11 protein-coding genes and 1 pseudogene are annotated in these 15,818 nt (G+C 74.8%); 6 read left to right on the top strand and 6 right to left on the bottom strand.

Features of this window, described 5'->3' with window-relative positions; translation table 11 throughout:
* Positions 1 to 91: 91 nt before the first annotated feature.
* The 3 genes from ACWDBE_RS16575 (at position 92) to fabG (ending at position 3,439) form a co-directional block, all read left to right on the top strand.
* Positions 92 to 1,255, top strand: a complete 1,164-nt coding sequence (locus ACWDBE_RS16575) for an acyl-CoA dehydrogenase family protein (RefSeq protein ID WP_449808377.1) — start codon at positions 92 to 94, stop codon at positions 1,253 to 1,255.
* Positions 1,256 to 1,306: 51 nt separating this feature from the next.
* Complete coding sequence (locus tag ACWDBE_RS16570; protein WP_392915049.1) at positions 1,307 to 2,506, top strand: thiolase family protein; 1,200 nt, start codon at positions 1,307 to 1,309, stop codon at positions 2,504 to 2,506.
* Between the two features lie 174 nt (positions 2,507 to 2,680).
* Complete coding sequence (gene fabG / locus ACWDBE_RS16565) at positions 2,681 to 3,439, top strand: 3-oxoacyl-ACP reductase FabG (protein WP_449788794.1); 759 nt, start codon at positions 2,681 to 2,683, stop codon at positions 3,437 to 3,439.
* Between the two features lie 184 nt (positions 3,440 to 3,623).
* Here the strand turns inward: fabG and ACWDBE_RS16560 are convergent, their stop codons facing one another.
* Complete coding sequence (locus tag ACWDBE_RS16560; RefSeq protein ID WP_449788795.1) at positions 3,624 to 4,022, bottom strand: VOC family protein; 399 nt, start codon at positions 4,020 to 4,022, stop codon at positions 3,624 to 3,626.
* Between the two features lie 93 nt (positions 4,023 to 4,115).
* On the opposite strand from ACWDBE_RS16560, the pseudogene ACWDBE_RS16555 reads away from it, so the two are divergent.
* Together ACWDBE_RS16555 and ACWDBE_RS16550 are read left to right on the top strand one after the other, a co-directional pair.
* A pseudogene (locus ACWDBE_RS16555) lies at positions 4,116 to 5,106 on the top strand (helix-turn-helix transcriptional regulator).
* 245 nt (positions 5,107 to 5,351) lie between these two features.
* Positions 5,352 to 6,722: a S53 family peptidase gene (locus ACWDBE_RS16550; protein ID WP_449808376.1), complete on the top strand. Its 1,371-nt coding sequence runs from the start codon at positions 5,352 to 5,354 to the stop codon at positions 6,720 to 6,722.
* A gap of 139 nt (positions 6,723 to 6,861) precedes the next feature.
* Here ACWDBE_RS16550 and ACWDBE_RS16545 read toward each other — a convergent pair whose 3' ends face one another.
* Complete coding sequence (locus ACWDBE_RS16545) at positions 6,862 to 9,150, bottom strand: hypothetical protein (protein ID WP_449808375.1); 2,289 nt, start codon at positions 9,148 to 9,150, stop codon at positions 6,862 to 6,864.
* A gap of 364 nt (positions 9,151 to 9,514) precedes the next feature.
* On the opposite strand from ACWDBE_RS16545, the gene ACWDBE_RS16540 reads away from it, so the two are divergent.
* Complete coding sequence (locus ACWDBE_RS16540) at positions 9,515 to 10,045, top strand: HAD domain-containing protein (protein WP_449788798.1); 531 nt, start codon at positions 9,515 to 9,517, stop codon at positions 10,043 to 10,045.
* Between the two features lie 142 nt (positions 10,046 to 10,187).
* Here the strand turns inward: ACWDBE_RS16540 and ACWDBE_RS16535 are convergent, their stop codons facing one another.
* From ACWDBE_RS16535 to ACWDBE_RS16520, 4 genes are all read right to left on the bottom strand, one after another.
* A complete protein-coding gene (locus tag ACWDBE_RS16535; RefSeq protein ID WP_449808374.1) occupies positions 10,188 to 14,270 on the bottom strand; it encodes a LysM peptidoglycan-binding domain-containing protein in 4,083 nt (1,360 codons plus the stop codon).
* The gene (locus ACWDBE_RS16530) at positions 14,270 to 14,719 is read right to left on the bottom strand and encodes a hypothetical protein (RefSeq protein ID WP_449788800.1); all 450 of its coding nucleotides are present in this window, start codon (positions 14,717 to 14,719) and stop codon (positions 14,270 to 14,272) included. Before ACWDBE_RS16530 ends, ACWDBE_RS16535 begins: the two co-directional genes overlap by 1 nt.
* Before the next feature lie 160 nt (positions 14,720 to 14,879).
* Entirely contained in the window at positions 14,880 to 15,248 is a 369-nt protein-coding gene (locus ACWDBE_RS16525) for a pilus assembly protein (RefSeq protein WP_392875439.1), read from the bottom strand.
* A 164-nt stretch (positions 15,249 to 15,412) separates the two neighbouring features.
* Positions 15,413 to 15,787: a TadE/TadG family type IV pilus assembly protein gene (locus ACWDBE_RS16520; protein WP_449808373.1), complete on the bottom strand. Its 375-nt coding sequence runs from the start codon at positions 15,785 to 15,787 to the stop codon at positions 15,413 to 15,415.
* Positions 15,788 to 15,818: the final 31 nt, after the last annotated feature.

Genomic DNA, 15,818 nt, shown 5'->3' with positions numbered 1-15,818 from the left:
GGGGCTACAGTCGCCCCCATAAAACTTGCAGCGCTAGTTTAATGGGCCCGGGCCCCGCGCCGGGCCCTGGACACCGCATTCGGGAGCCTCCGTGAACCTGGAGTTGTCCGAGGAGCAGGCCGCCGTCCGGGACCTCGCCGCCTCCTTCACCGACCGCGAGATAGTTCCGTACGCCGCCGAGTGGGACCGCGCCGAGTCCGTCGACCGCGCGATCGTCGGCAAGCTGGCGAAGGTGGGCTTCCTGGGGCTGACCATCCCGGAGGAGTACGGCGGCAGCGGCGGCGACCACCTCGCGTACTGCCTCGTGCTGGAGGAACTCGGGCGCGGCGACTCCGCCGTGCGCGGGATCGTCTCGGTCTCGCTCGGCCTCGTCGGCAAGTCCGTCAACGCTTTCGGAACCGAGGAGCAGAAGCGGCACTGGCTGCCACGGCTCACCTCGGGCGAGGCGCTCGCCTGCTTCGCGCTCACCGAGCCGGGCACCGGATCGGACGCCGCCAACCTCACCACCCGGGCCGTCCGGGACGGCGAGGACTGGCTGATCAGCGGCGCCAAGACGTTCATCACCAACGGCACCTGGGCCGACGTCGCCCTGGTCTTCGCCCGCACCGGCGGCGACGCGCCCGAACAGCGGGGCCACCGGGGCATCACCGCCTTCCTGGTCCCCACCGACCTGCCCGGCTTCACCCGCACCGAGATCCACGGCAAGCTCGGCCTGCGCGGCCAGGCCACCGCCGGGCTCACCTTCGAGGACGTCCGGGTGCCGGACAGCGCCCGGCTCGGCGAGGTCGGCAAGGGGTTCTCGGTGGCCATGGCGGCGCTGGCCAAGGGCCGGATGTCGGTGGCGGCCGGCTGCGTCGGCATCGCCCGGGCCTGCCTGGAGGCCGCCGTCCGCTACGCGGGCGAGCGCGAGCAGTTCGGCAGGCCGATCGCCTCCCACCAGCTCGTCCAGGAGCTGCTGGCCGGCATCGCCGTGGACGTCGAGGCCGCCCGGCTGCTCACCTGGAAGGTCGCCGACCACATCGAGCGCGGCCTGCCGTTCGCCACCGAGTCCTCCGTCGCCAAGCTGTACGCCAGCGAGGCCGCCGTCCGGGCCGCCAACAACGCGCTCCAGGTCTTCGGCGGGTACGGGTTCATCGACGAGTACCCGGTCGGCAAGTACCTGCGCGACGCGCGGGTGATGACCCTCTACGAGGGCACCAGCCAGATCCACCAGTTGCTCATCGGACGCGCCCTCACCGGCGTCAACGCCTTCTGACCCGTTCCGCCCCGCCACCCGCCCCCGCCACCCGACAAGGAGCCCGACGACGTGCGTCCCGTCTACTTCGCCGCCGCCCGCCGCACACCCATCGGCCGGCTGCGCGGTGCGCTCGCCACGGTCCGCCCGGACGACCTCTCGGCCACCGTGCTGCGCGCCCTGCTCGCCGACGCGCCCGCGCTCGACCCGGCCCGGATCGACGACGTCTACTGGGGCGCCGCCAACCAGGCCGGCGAGGACAACCGCAACGCCGCCCGGATGGCCGTCCTGCTGGCCGGCCTGCCGGAGACCGTCCCCGGTGCCACCGTCAACCGGCTCTGCGCCTCCGGGCTGGAGGCCGTCACCCTCGCCGCCCGGGCCATCGGCTCCGGCGAGGCGGACGTGGTGCTGGCCGGCGGCTGCGAGTCGATGACCCGCGCCCCCTTCGTCCTCCCCCGCCCGGACGAGGCGCTGCCGCACCGGATGGAGACCTTCGACACCAGGCTCGGCTGGCGGCTCACCAACCCGCGGATGGCCGAACTGCACGGCGTGCTCAGCATGGGCGAGACCGCCGAGGAGGTGGCCACCCGGTACGGCATCGGCCGGGAACGCCAGGACGCCTTCGCGCTGCGCAGCCACCAGCGGGCCGGAGCCGCTCGCAAGGACGGGCACTTCGACGCCGAACTCGTCCCGGTCGAGCGGCCGGACGGGGTGACGGTGAGCCGGGACGAGAGCATCCGCGAGGACACCAGCCTGGCGAAGCTCTCCGGGCTCAAGCCGGTGTTCCGGCCGGGGGGCACCGTCACCGCCGGGAACGCCTCGCCGATGAACGACGGTGCGGCCGGGCTGCTCCTGGTCGGTGAGGAGGCGCTGCGCGACCTCGGGCTCCAGCCGCTCGGCCGGTACGTGGCCGGGGCCTCGGCCGGGGTGCACCCGGACGTCATGGGCATCGGGCCGGTGCCGGCCACGGCGAAGGTGCTCGCGCGGGCCGGCTGGTCGCTCGCCGACCTGGACACCGCCGAGCTGAACGAGGCCTTCGCCGCCCAGGCGCTCGCCTCGGCCGACGGCATCGGGTTCAGCCCGGAGCGGGCCGAGGAGGTGGTCAACCCCAGCGGCGGCGCGATCGCGCTCGGCCACCCCCTGGGCGGCTCCGGCGCCCGCATCCTCACCACCCTGCTGCACCGGATGCGCCGTACCGGCGCCAGGCGCGGCCTGGCCACCATGTGCGTGGGTGTCGGGCAGGGTACGGCCGTGCTGGTCGAGAACGTCTGACGACCGGCGGTGGCGGGGAGGCGGCTGACGGGTGGCGGCGAACAGATGACGGATGGCGGATGACAGATGACGAAATCTGTTATCTGTTAGCTGTCATCTGTTCGCCGTCCGATGTCAGCCGTCACCTGCCACCCGTCGCTCGTCGCCTGTTGATCCAACTTCCAAGGAGTTCACATGACGCGGTTCGCGGGGAAGGTCGCCGTGGTGACCGGAGCGGCGCAGGGCATCGGGGCGGCCACCGCCCGCCGGTTGGCGGAGGAGGGCGCGGCGGTCGCCGTGGTCGACCTCACCGCCGAGCGGGCGGCCGGGACGGTCGCCGAGATCACCACCAAGGGCGGCACCGCCCGGGCGTACGGCTGCGACGTGGCCGACTACGACGCCGTGGAGGCGGTGTTCGCGCAGGTCGCGGCGGACCTCGGCGGGGTGCACATCCTCGTCAACAACGCCGGGATCACCCGGGACAACCTGTTCTTCAAGATGCCGAAGTCCGACTGGGACACGGTGCTGACGGTCAACCTGACCAGCGCGTACAACTGCAGCCACGTCGCGCAGAAGTACATGGTGGCGCAGAAGTACGGCAAGATCGTCTCGCTCAGTTCGCGCTCCGCCCTCGGCAACCGGGGCCAGGCCAACTACGCGGCCGCCAAGGCCGGCATCCAGGGCCTCACCGCGACCCTGGCGATCGAGCTCGGGCCGTTCAACATCAACGTCAACGCCGTCGCGCCCGGGTACATCGCCACCGCGATGACCGCCGCCACCGCCGAGCGGGTCGGCAGCAGCGCCGAGGACCACCAGGCCGAGGTCGCCGCCCGGACGCCGCTGCGCCGGGTCGGGCAGCCGGAGGAGGTCGCCTCGGTCGTCGCCTTCCTGGCCAGCGAGGAGGCCTCCTACGTCAGCGGACAGACGCTGTACGTCAACGGCGGTGCGCGCTAGGCGTGTTGTCTCGGGACGCCGGTTCCGTGGCACCCTCGACGGCGAGCCGCCGCGGGAGCGCGGACGTCCTTCGGGGGCCGGCGGCTTGGTCCGCCGCCCCCGCCCGTGGCGGCTCCTGGACGCGGCGGCCGCTCACCGGGCGCCCCACGATCTCAGGGCTCCCGGTGAGCGGCCGCGCGTGGCGTCAGCGCGCGAACTTCTCGACGGCCTCCGCGGTGGCGGGGGTGAAGAAGTTGACGAGGTTGCCGTCGGGGTCGCGGAACAACAGCGACCGGTTGCCCCAGGGCATCGTGGTGGGTTCGTTGACGAAGTCGGTGACGAAGCCGGTCAGGTTCCGGTGAACGCGGTCCACGTCGTCGACGAGGAACTCGGTGATCACGCTGTGGTTGTCCGCCGGGCGGGCGGAGCCCGGGGCGAACAGCGGGACGGTGCGGGTACTGGCGATCGCGAGGGTCGCGCCCGCGGTCCTGAGTTCGGCGAAGTCCTCGGTGACCCGTACCGCCCGAATCCCCGTCGCTCGCTCGTAGAACTCGACGAGGCGTGCGACGTCGCCGGTGATGATGCGGATCGAGACGAAGTCCATGGGAATCTCCTTGGCCGTGCTGGAGGCGTGCACGTCGCAGGCTAGGAGGATTAGTGGACAGAATCGGTCCTCTATTCGCGTTAGTCTGCGGACATGTCCCGACCCACCGGCCGCGTGCTGACGCTCCTGGAACTGCTGCAGTCGGGCGGCACCCGGACCGTGGCCGAACTCGCCGCCCGTCTCGGCGTCGAAGGGCGCACCGTGCGGCGGTACGTGGACCAGCTGATCGACCTGGACGTGCCCGTGGAGTCGGTGCGCGGCCGCTACGGCGGGTACCGGCTGGCCCCCGGGTACCGCCTGCCTCCGCTCATGCTCAGCGACGACGAGGCGCTGGCCGTGCTGCTCGGCCTGGTCGCCGGCCGCCGGGCAGGGCTGACGACGGCGGAGCGCACGGCGAACGAGACGGCCTCGGCGAAGATCCGGCGGGTGCTGCCCAAGCACATCGCCCGCCGGCTCGACGCCCTCCTGGAGGCCCTCGCCTTCACGGATCAGCCCGGTGAGTTGGACCAGCCGGACGCCGGGCTCCTGCTCACCGTCGCCGATGCGGTGCGCCACCGCCGGCCGGTCTCGATCCGCTACACCGACGGCGACGGACGGCGCAGCGAACGCACACTGCACGCGTACGGGATCGTCGCCCATGCGGGCCGGTGGTACGTGACGGGCGAGGACGCCCGGATCGGCGAGGACCGGACCTTCCGGCTCGATCGCATCGCGGCCGCGAGGGCGCTGCCCGGCTCGTTTTGAAGCGCCCGCGGGTCCCGCTCCGGCCGAGCGCGTGTTGTCGGGGTTCGCCACGGCCGAGTACCGGCACGAGGTGGCCTTGCGGATCCACGGGACGGTCGAGCAGATCCGCGCGCACCTGCCCGCGAGCGTCGCGATTCTGGAGGAGTACGAGCCCGCGGCCGGCCAGGACCCGGCGGCCGGGCACTGGCTGCGCGTCGAGCTGCGGGCGCAGGAGCTCGACTGGTTGCCCTGGGTCCTCGCCTCGCTCGACCGGCCGTTCGTCATCGAGCGCCCCGACGCGCTGCGCGGTCTCGTCATCGCGTTCGCCGATCGCCTCACGTCCTGCGCCCGCCAAGTCTGACGGCGAGGCACCGATGCCAGGAGACGGCACGGTCGGGCGGATTTCTGACGCGTCATCACCTGGCGCCCCCAGGTGGGAGGTTACTTTCCCCTGGGATGACCTTTACCTTTTCGCGTGGCCGAGCATGACCATGGCCTCGATCGTGCGACCCCACCAAATGACTATGGCATGATCATGCAGTTCTCGATGGGATGGCCGGACCGACCCGACCGAACCAGGTCGGGCCCTGCGCCCCAAGGAGCCCCATGGGCAGCCCCGCCACCCTCCGCCGCGCCCTGGCCCTGCTCGCCGTGGGGGCCACCGCCCTCACGGCCGGCACCGTCGCCGTTCCGGCCGCCGGCACCGCGATCGCCGCCCCCGCCCGCGACCTCACGGGCGTCCACGTGCGCCCCGCCTCCTTCGGGCAGCACAGCGCCCAGGGCCGCCCCGCCCCGCTGAGCACCACCCAGTGCGTCAGCCAGGTCGGCATCCACTGCTACTCACCGCTGCAGTACCGGGCCGCCTACAACCTGAACCCGCTGTACCAGGAGGGCATCACCGGCAAGGGCCGCACGATCGTCATCGTCGACTCCTTCGGCTCGCCGACCATCCAGCACGACCTGGAGGTCTTCGACAAGCAGTGGGGCATCCCGGACACCAACGTCGAGGTGGTCAAGTGGGGCAACGTCCCCACCTGGGACCCGAAGAACCCCGACCACACCGGCTGGGCGGGCGAGACCACCCTGGACGTCGAGTACGCCCACGCGATCGCCCCCGACGCGCACATCATCCTGGTCGAGACCGGCGTCGCCGAGACCGAGGGCACCACCGGCCTGCCCGAGATGATGGACGCCGAGAAGGCCCTCATCAAGGCCGGCCGCGCCGACGTCATCTCGCAGAGCTTCGGCGCCACAGAGAACACCTTCCCGGGGTACGACAAGGGCGACTTCAAGTCGCTCACCGACCTGCGCTACGCCTTCCAGGCCGCCGCCGACCACAACGTGACCGTGCTGGCCGCCTCCGGCGACAACGGTGCCACCGACGCCAAGGAGAACGGCACCGACCTGTACCCGTACAAGGTCAACTCCTGGCCGTCCTCGGACCCGCTGGTCACCTCCATCGGCGGCACCCAGCTCACCCTGGACGACTCCGGCAACCGCACCGCGCCCGACAAGGTGTGGCACGACAAGTCCGGCGCCGGTGGCGGTGGCGTCTCGGGCATCTTCGAGCGCCCGTGGTACCAGGCGGGTGTCGCCGGCGTCACCGGCAACCACCGCGGCACCCCGGACATCAGCATGAGCGCGGCCGTGGACGGCGCCGCCTGGACCTACGAGTCCTACGACCCGACCTCCGTCGGCTGGCACCTCACCGGCGGCACCAGCGAGGCCACTCCGCTGTTCTCGGGCGTCGTCGCACTCGCCGACCAGCTCGCCGGGCACCGCCTCGGGCAGCTCAACTGGCGCCTGTACGGCATGAACCTGCTGCCGAGCAAGTGGAGCGGCATCGTGGACGTGAAGCAGGGCGACAACGGCTGGGACGGCGTCACCGGCTACAACGCCACCGAGGGCTACGACCTCGCCAGCGGCCTGGGCACCATCGACGGAACGCAGTTCGTGCACGCGATCGCCGGTCGGTGAGCGGGCGATTCACCCGTGGCAGGTGACGCGGGCTATGGGTGACAGGTAACAGATAACAGACGACAGCGAACAGCTGACAGATTTTGAAATCTGTCAGCTGTTCGCTGTTTTCCGTCCGCTGTTGCCCGTCGGCGATCGGTCAGCCGGTGGCGGCGAGCTGGGCGAGGTAGCGCTCGGCGGCGCGGAGCTTGCGGCCGTCGGCACCCGGGAGGTAGGCGCGCAGTTCGATGATCTCCGGGGCGATCCGGATGGCCTCCGCACGGTCGGTGATGGCCCGCCAGCAGGCCTCGGCGTTGGTGGCCGCCCGCTGGGTCTCCGGGTGGTCGGGGCCCTGCGAGCGGAGCAGCGTCAGGGCCACCTCGCGGTAGATGTCCGCGGCCTCGGCCGTCCGGCCCGCGAGCCGGCAGACGTGCGCCCGGACCTGCCGGACCTGCAGCACCGGCTCGGAGACGGCGCCGTGCTCGGCGATCGCCTCCAGTTCGAGGGCGAAGGCCAGATCGGTGGCGGCGGCGTGGTCCCCGGCGTCGGCGCTACGGACGATCCGTCCGATCACCTCGCGGTAGTCCGCGCGGGGCGGACCGGCCGCGCCGTCCTCATCGGCCGGGGCTCCGGCAGTGGCGTCGACCGGAGTGTCGCCGGGAGTGGGAGTGTCGCCCGGAGCAGGAGCCGGAGCCTCGTCGGCCGACGGCGCGTCGGCGGTGGCCTCGCCGACCGGCACCTCGTCCCGCGGCACCTCGTCGTGCGGCACGTCGCCGACCGGCACCTCGTCCTGCGGCGCGGCGTCGGTCGACAGCTCGTCAGCAGTCGCGTCCTCGACCGGAACGATGTCGACGGGCTCCCCCTCGACGGGCACCTCGTCCGTCGGCGCGGGCTCCACCGGGACGGCGTCCTCGGGCTCCTCCGCGGCTCCAGGCTCCGCCTCGACCTCGGACTCGGACTCGGACGCCGCCTCGACCTCGACCTCGTCCTCGACCTCGGACTCGACCTCGATCCCGGGCTCCTCGACGGCCTCGCGCGCCCCCTCGACGGCCTCCCCGACCGCGACCTCGGAGGCCACCACGGCCTCCTCCTGCGGGAGTTCGGGCTCGGCGACGGCCTCGACCGTCGGTTCCGGCCGGGACTTGAGGAGCGTGACACCCGCCGGGGGCGTGCTGTCCTCGGGCTCGGCGTCGGCCGGGGCGGGCTTGAGCAGGCTCACGCCCGGGGCCGCCGCTGTCTCGCCCGCCTTCAGCAGGCTGACCGGACGGGCCGGCCGCGGCGCAGTGGGCGGAACACCCGGCTTGACCAGGCTGACCGGACCGCCCGCGGCCGCCGGGGCCCCGGTCGGCGGCGCGGGCACCGCGGCCGGAGCCGGCACCGGCCACTCGGGGACCGCGTCCCGCGGCTCCCCCGGACGCGGTAGCGGCGGCGCCGGGGGCGACGACATGTCGGAGGGCACCACACCGGCCGCCTGAACCGCCGACACCGCCGACATCGACACCGCCGACGCGGCCGACGCCGGCATCGGCGGAACCTCGGCCGGCAGGCCCTCGCCGCGGCGGGCCGTATTGCGGAAGAACGGCCGGTCCGGGGCGTGCGTGGCCAGGATGACCACGTCCGGACGCAGCACCGAGTACACCTGCTGCCGCAGCTGCTCCGGCGCGAGCACCTCGCCCGCACCCGGCCGACCGCCGTGCAGCGCCTCGATCAGTGCGCGGGTGAAGGTGCCGATCTGCTCCGGGTCCGGACTGACCACCGCCCACAGCGGGATGCCCTCGCTGAGCGGCGAGACGGTGCCCTGGAGGTACGGCCAGGCGTTCTGGTCGGCACTCAGGTCGGCGATGACGAGGGTCTGCCACTCGGCCGGACGGTGGCTCAGCTCGGCGGCGATGGCCGGCCAGGGGAGGCCGTCCTGCTTGGCGTCGCGCAGGGTCAGTTGGAGCTGTCCGCCGCGCTTGTCGGCGACGACGTGGCCGCCCAGGTGGATCAGCAGCGGTCCGGGGTGGCGGGAGGCGGCGCGCAGGTGGGCGAGGACGGTGTGCGGGTCGCCGGCACCGGGGAGGTGGACGGCGTCCACCGCGTCCGCTGCGAGGAGCACCTGCGGCGAGACGGCGGCGAGCATCGCCGAGAGCACCGGCGCCTGGGCCGGCCCGCCACGGCCCCAGGTGCGGCGGCCGGAGGTGCCGTACCCGCCCTCGATCACCAGGATCCGCCCGCGCGGCGCGGCACCGAGCCCGCCGGTGGCACCGGCGCTGCCGGCACCACCCGCACCGACGGCGGCGACCGGCGCCGCGCTCTGGACCGGGAACGGCGGCGGGGTCGCCGAGGACAGGGCCCCGGCGGCGGGCAGCCCGGTGAGGGTCCATCCGGTGGGCGGAACGGGCGGTGCCGTCGGGGGCGCGGGCGGCGGCGCGGGCGCCTGCCCGACCGGTTGCGCGGCACCCCGCACGGAGGCGGTGACCGGAGCGGGCGCCGGGACGGGAGCGGGGGCGACCGGAGGCGCCGGCGGCGGCTCGTACAGCGCGGCGGGACCGGGTGGGTGGTCCTCGGCAGGGAGGCGCGGGGGCGGCGGTACGGCGTCCCAGGGACCCGGTTCCGGTGCCGGGTCGGGACCTCCGGAAACCGCTGTCGTCTCCGCCATCTCCTGGTCACCGCCCCGCCCCGCCGCTCCCGCGGCGTCTGATGCCCTCGCCTGCGTGGTGCCTGCCACCACACTCCGTGCGCGCCACCCTACGAGATCCCGGCTCACCCGTTCCAGGCCGGGTGGCCGATCGGCGCGCCCACCGCCCGCCCCGTCCCGCTATGGTGCCGTCATGATCGATCCCGATCGCCCCCTGCTGTTCCTCGACGTGGACGGCCCGCTGATCCCCTTCGGTGCCCCGCCCCCGGGCGGCTACCCCACCTACCGCAGCCCGTACGTCCCGTCCGGCACGGCCGCGGCCGGGAACCCGCTGATCGCCCGCGTGGACCCGGAGTTGGGGCCGCGGCTGCTGCGCCTGCCGGCCGAGCCGGTCTGGGCCACGACCTGGCTGGAGGACGCCAACGAGTGCCTCGCGCCCTGGCTCGGTCTGCCCCGACTGCCCGTCGTGGACTGGCCGGTGGACGACACGGACACCCCGGACTGGCCCGACGGACCGGACGGCCTGCACTGGAAGACCCGTGCGCTGGTCGAATGGGCGGGCGGACGGCCGTTCGCCTGGGTGGACGACGAGATCACCGAGGCCGACGACCGCTGGGTCGCCGCGCACTCCCCCGCCCGCGCCCTGCTCCACCGGGTGGACCCCCGACGAGGGCTCACCGAAGCGGACTTCACAGCCCTGGACACCTGGCTGCGGACGGTCTGACCGGCCGGCGCACCGTCCCAGCCCACGGTGCGCCGGCCACATCCGTGCGAGACGTCCACACGGCCGCCACATCGGCCACCGGCCAGTCAACTCGACTGCCCGGTCACCCCCGTGGGGGTGACCGGGCAGTCGGCGGTCCGCTTCAGGACCCCGCGAGCAGGTCCCGCAGCAGGGCGACGGTGTCGGCGTCCAGGTCCCGGCCGGTGCGGCGACTGAGCGCGTCCAACCGGTTGACGGCGCGCAGGAGTTGGTCCCGGGCGCCGGCCGAGGCGTAGGCGTAGAAGAGGTCCCGGTGCAGCAGTTCGACGTCCGGGGCGACGGCGAGGCCGCGGAAGACGGCGGCCTCGGCGCTGCGGTGGTCGCCGTACTGCAGGCGGCGGGCGGCCAGTTCGTGGGCCGTGTCGACGATCGCCGCGATCATGTCCTGCCGCTCGGCCTCCGCCCAGCCGTACGAGGCCGGCGGGGCCTCGGCGAACGGTGCGCCGCGGACCAGGGCCAGGGCGTGGGCGAGGGCCGCGTCGGCGGTGGCACTGGTGCTGCGCATGCCGCGCCGGTAGAGGCTGCGGAACTCGTCCCAGTCGCAGGTGACCGCCGGGGCGAAGGCGTAGCCCTCGGTGCCCTCGGTGGGCAGGAAGGCGCGGCCCTCCGGCGAGGTGCCGAACCAGTCGGCCAGGTCGGAGAGTTTGGCCGGCAGCGGGCTCCTGGCGTCGGCCGCGGTGGGGTGCGGGTCGAGGTGCGCCGCCCCGGGGTGCAGGTCGTGGTCGAGTACGTGGAGTTCGGAACCCGGCCGCAGCGCCAGGTAGACGGCGAGCTCGGTGAGCCGGGGCAGCGCGCCGGGTGCGGCGGCGCCGAGGGCTCCCGCGACGTCCACCGGGCCGAGCAACCGGATCCGGGGGGCGTTGCGCGGGGCGTGCGCCTCCGGGGAGCGGAGGATGGCGAGCAGGTCGTCGCTGTCGCTGCGACCGGGCGTCGTCCGGGCGACCTGGGCGACGGCGGCGGGGCCTGGCTCGACGGCGGGCGCCGGTTCCTCCGTACCGACCGTGTCCGCGGTTTCGACGGCCTCCGCGAACCCGGTGGCCCCGGCGGGCCCGGTACCGGCGGCGGACTCGGCGGCGGACTCCGAAGCCGCCTCCGAAGTGGACTCCGGAGCGTGCTCGGCCAGTGGCGCCGACTCCTCGACGGTCGTCGAGCCGGTCCGCTCCGCCGCCACCGGATCTCCCGCCACCGGCCGCGGCGCGACCGGCTGCGGCACGACGGGCTGGACGGCGAGCACGACCGTCGCCGTGGACTCCGAAGCGGAGTCCCCAGGCTCGTCCGCCCCGTCGCCCTCCGTCGGGTCAGGCCGCCGCAGGTCACGGGTGGTCTCGTCGGTGGCTGCCTGCCGTCCCTGCCCGTTGACGACGAAACGCGCCGGGCCGGCCGGCACCGGAGCCGACCCGGGAACCGGGGCCGGAGCCGCGGGCGGCAGGGCGGCAGTCGCCGGAGCCGGCGCCACCGGATCGGTGCCCGCGAACGGGCTGGCCCCGGTGCCGATGACCCGGGCGAGCAGCCGGGGACCGGCAGCCGCGTCCGCGCCCTCGTCCGTCCCGCCCGCCACGACCCCGCCACGAGCGGCACCTCCGCCCGGGGCGCCCCCGCCCGGGGCGCCACCAGCCGACGCCCCGCCGACCGCCGAGACCGCCGGGACCGCCGGGACCGCCGAGGCGACCGAGACCCCGACGGCGGCCAGCACCGGTACGGCGGCGGGCAGTTCGGTGGTGTCGGTGTCGTCCTCCGGTCCGTCCAGGGTCCAGGCCGGGGCCGGGTGCTGGGTGGTGTCGTCGGCGACCCGGAGCAGCTCGGCGACCTGGTCGTACTGCCGTACGTCGAGACGCTGCAGCTCGACCGTGAGGTGCAGGCCGGGGATCGCGGCCTGGCCGGAGGTCGGCAGGGTCCAGCGGGCGACCGGGCCGGTGCCGCGCTCGGGGGCGCGGGTGATGACGGCGACGCAGGTGCGCGGGCGGGCGTCGAGCAGGCGCCCGAGCTCGGCGGGGACGTCCCCGCCGGGCTGGTGGGCGCAGAGCACGATCTCGGGCGTCCAGGACTCGTCGGCCTGGCCGCGGCTGCGGGCCTCGCGCGGGCTGGTGGCCTCGGCGGCGACCAGGGTGGCGCGGGCCTTGGCGGTGCGCGGGCCGAGGGCGGCGAGCGCGGCCTCCAGGGTGGGGTGGCGGTGCACGCGTTCGGCGGCCGGGCCGCTGATCGGCACCTCCTCGGCGAGGTCCACCAGGTGCAGGTGGAGCCGGTCGGCGAGCGGGCTGTGGGCCAGTTCGATGGCGAGGGTGCGCAGCACGTCCCGGGCGTCGTCCTGGTGGCCGGACAGGTGGAGCAGCCGGACGGCCTCCAGGTCGGCGAGGACGACCGAGCCGTCCGGCGAGGTGCCGAGGGTGACGAGCGCGGGGTACGGCGCGGGGGTCTTCCGGGCCTGGCCGGGGCTGAGCAGGTCGCCCGAGTCGGCGCTGCACCACCACACGTTGGCGGCGTGGGCGGCGCGGAACGGCGCGATCGGGGTGGCCGGGCCGGACAGGTGCAGTTCGACGGTCTGGCCCTGGGTGATCCGGGCGGCGACGATGGCGGGCAGCCGCTTGCCGCCGCGCACGGTGTTGCGGGCCAGGGTGCGCAGGGCGCGGTCCAGCAGTTCCAGTCCGGCCTGGTCCTGGCGGGCCATCAGTTCGTTCTCGAAGGCGGCGGCCTCGGCCTCGGGCATCGCGATGCGGTGCCGGGGGCGGCGGGCGCGCTGCTGGGTGCCTCGCTTGTGGGCGACGGTGCCGACCATGATGGCGGCGAGCAGGACGCCGACGGTGGAGGCCGAGAGGGCGACGCCGTAGTCGTCGTCGGCGGCCGGGTCGGCGTGCGCGGCGGGCGCGTGCGCCGGCGTGTGCGTGGGCGCGGGCACCGGGGCCGACTGCGGCGCGCCCTGCGCGGGAGCGCCCGGCGCCGGGGTCTGCGCCGCGGCCTGGTCCCCGGCAGCCGGAGCGGGAGCGGGCGCCGGAGCGGGCGCCTGGTCCACGGGAGCGGGAGCAGGAGCAGGCGCCGGAGTGGCGGCCCCCGTCCCCGGCACGGTGAGCACCATCCCCGGCACCACCACGTCCGGATCCGTCAGCTGCTCGCCGTCCGGGGCCTGCGCCCCCTTGTTCGCCTCGAACAGCTTCGGCCACTGCTCCCCGTCCCCCAGCTCCCGCTGGGCGATGGTCGACAGGCTCTCCCCGGCCTGGACGGTGACGGTGTGCTGCCCACCGGAACCGCCCGCACCACCGGGGCCGCCGGCCTCCGTCCCGGCCTGCGGGGCCCCCTGAGGCGCGCTCTGCGGCGTGCCCTGCGCGGCGTCCCCCGAGGGAGCCGGGGCGGGAGCCGGCGCCGGTGTCCTCGGCTCGTCGGGCTTGGCGTCCGCCGGCATCAGCAGCTCCCAGCCTGGCTGGATCGGCCGCTCGGCGTCGAAGCGGATGCCCGAATCGCCCATCACGCGGCCGTCGTTGAGCTTGGCGATCTCCACCCACCGTTCCCCCGAGCCCAGTTGGCGCTCGGCGATGGACCAGAGACTGTCGGCCGGGCGGGCGTCCCGCACCGTGTACGTGGCCTGCTGCTCGGCGGCCGGCGTCAGGGCCGGCGCGGCCTGCGCGGCGGGCAGTGCGGCACGCTGCGCGCCACCCGGCGCCAACTGGGCCTGGGCGACTGACCCGTGGGCCGGCTCGGGAACGGCCGCGAAGGCCGAACCGGCCACCGGAACCAGCGCGAGCACCGAGCCGACCAGCCCGGCCGCGAGCCGCTGGCTCCAGCCGAAGGCGGGGATGCGGCGGGCGATCCGGCCGCGCAGCTGGGCCGGGATCTCCAGCAGGACGGAGAGCGCGAAGCAGGCCCAGGCGATCCAGCCGACGACCACCAGCGCCCACAGGAACAGGCTTCCGTCGTCCGGACTGGTGAGCGCCTCGCCCACCCCGCCCGAGGCGACCTCGCCCATCCCGGCGACCGCCTCCGTGCCGTACAGCAGCAGCGCGGGGACGCCGAACAGCAGGGCGAGCAGGGTGACCAGCGCGCCGAGCGCGGTGATCACCGCACGGCCGCGCCCGCGGGGTGGTCGGGGCGCCGGGGCGGCGGGCCCTCGGGCGCCGCCGGCGCGATGGGACGTCCCGGCCCGGCCGGTACGGGCCTGGGCGGTACGGGCCTGGTCCTTGGCACGTGGCGCGGCCATCAGTCGGTCTCCGCTTTCTCGACTCCGTGGACGAGGGTCGCACTGCCCTTGCCCGTTACCTTCCGTTCCCCGAGGGCGCCCAGCAGGACGGGGCGGTAGTCGGCCCGCACGGTGACGGTGACGACCTTGCCGTCGCCGGAGAACTCGACCTCGCCCGCCCGCAGGCCGTACAGGGCGAGGTAGGCGTCGGCGGCGTCCCGGACGTACTTCTCCTGGACCTTGAAGCCCTTGCCCTGCAGGACGGCCGCCCGGTCGAGCTGCTGGCCGCCGACCCGCGCGGCCTCCAGGGCGTAGGCGTCGGTCCGCTCGGCGACCCGCAGCCGGCCGCCGGCGTCGATCACCAGGGCGATGACGAGCACGACGTACGCCGCGCAGATCGCCACGAAGAGGGCCACCGCGCCCCGGTCGGACCGGCGCGCCGACAGCCGTCGCCGCAGACGGCTCACCACTCCCGTCTCCTCCCCCCACTTCGCACGATGCTCTCCCCACCGGCCCCCACCGGGCGCCGCTCGGTACCGTTGTGTCATCCCCCGGGCGCTCTCCGCTTGCGTCTCCCCCGCACGGGCCGTCTCCAATCCCCCGTCTTCCGGGCGACGGCGCCGCGCGCCGTCATGTGCCCCGGTAACGGTCCACCACCGAGGTGAACTCGCCGACGAGGTGCTTCGTCACGGGCACCCCGGACGGTCCGCCGAGCAGGTCGGCCAGTTCCACGTCGCAGACCACCGTGACGGTGACGGTCGTGACCGGTCCGCCCGGCAGGTTCAGTTCCCCCCTGCCGACCCGCACGTCACCGTTGCGGCAGGACACGCCCTGCTGGCGCAGCGTCGCGAGGGCGGAGTCCCTGGCCGGCTGGTCCATGCCGTCCACGCTGCGCTGCAGGGAGGCGGTCCTGGCCGCGGCCCGGGCGGCGGCCTCCACGGTGCCGGCCGTGGACTGCACCCGCCCGGCGGCGATGGCCACCAGGACGAGTCCGACCACGCCCGGCACGACGATCGCCGCCTCGATCGCGATCCCGCCCCGGTCCCGCCTGCGCGGACGTGGACGTGACCGGAACCGAAGACGGGACCGCGGCCGGCGACCGCCGCCCGGCGCCCCCTGTGCCGCCTGTGCCGCCGGTACGCCCGTCACGCCCGTCACGCCCGTCACGGCGTCACCAACGGTGCCACGAAACGCTCTCGCGGCGCCTCGGCGAACTGGGTGACGGCGGGCGCCCTGAGCCCCGGTATCAGCAGCGGCGGGTTCAACCGCACGGTGACCCTGATGGTCTGCGCCGTGCTGCCGTCGGTGCGCACCGTGTACCCGTGCACGCCCTGCCGGTCGAGGAAGTCGCGGGCCTGCCGCTGGGCCGCCTCGTTCTTCTCGCCGTCCGTCGCACTGCCCTGCACCCGGCCGGCGTCCACGCCCTCGCGGGCGGCGGTGAGCGCGACCTGCCGGTCGTACCAGATCAGCGCGGCCTGGACGACGAGCAGCAGGAGCAGCAGGACGACCGGGAAGACGATGGCCAGGCTCAGGCTCATCGCCCCCCGGTCGCCCCTGCGGCGGAGAGCA

This window comes from Kitasatospora sp. NPDC001132 (assembly GCF_053598415.1).
The sequence above is the reverse complement of the archived record's forward strand: the minus strand, read 5'-3'. Positions and strand labels throughout refer to the sequence as shown.

Bases quoted from the DNA above. Each gene is read 5' to 3' on its own strand.
- ACWDBE_RS16540 (WP_449788798.1), top strand. From the start codon at position 9,515: ATGATCGATCCCGATCGCCCCCTGCTGTTCCTCGACGTGGACGGCCCG.
- fabG (WP_449788794.1), top strand. From the start codon at position 2,681: ATGACGCGGTTCGCGGGGAAGGTCGCCGTGGTGACCGGAGCGGCGCAG.
- ACWDBE_RS16550 (WP_449808376.1), top strand. From the start codon at position 5,352: ATGGGCAGCCCCGCCACCCTCCGCCGCGCCCTGGCCCTGCTCGCCGTG.
- ACWDBE_RS16520 (WP_449808373.1), bottom strand. From the start codon at position 15,787: ATGAGCCTGAGCCTGGCCATCGTCTTCCCGGTCGTCCTGCTGCTCCTG.
- ACWDBE_RS16535 (WP_449808374.1), bottom strand. From the start codon at position 14,270: ATGGCCGCGCCACGTGCCAAGGACCAGGCCCGTACCGCCCAGGCCCGT.
- ACWDBE_RS16560 (WP_449788795.1), bottom strand. From the start codon at position 4,022: ATGGACTTCGTCTCGATCCGCATCATCACCGGCGACGTCGCACGCCTC.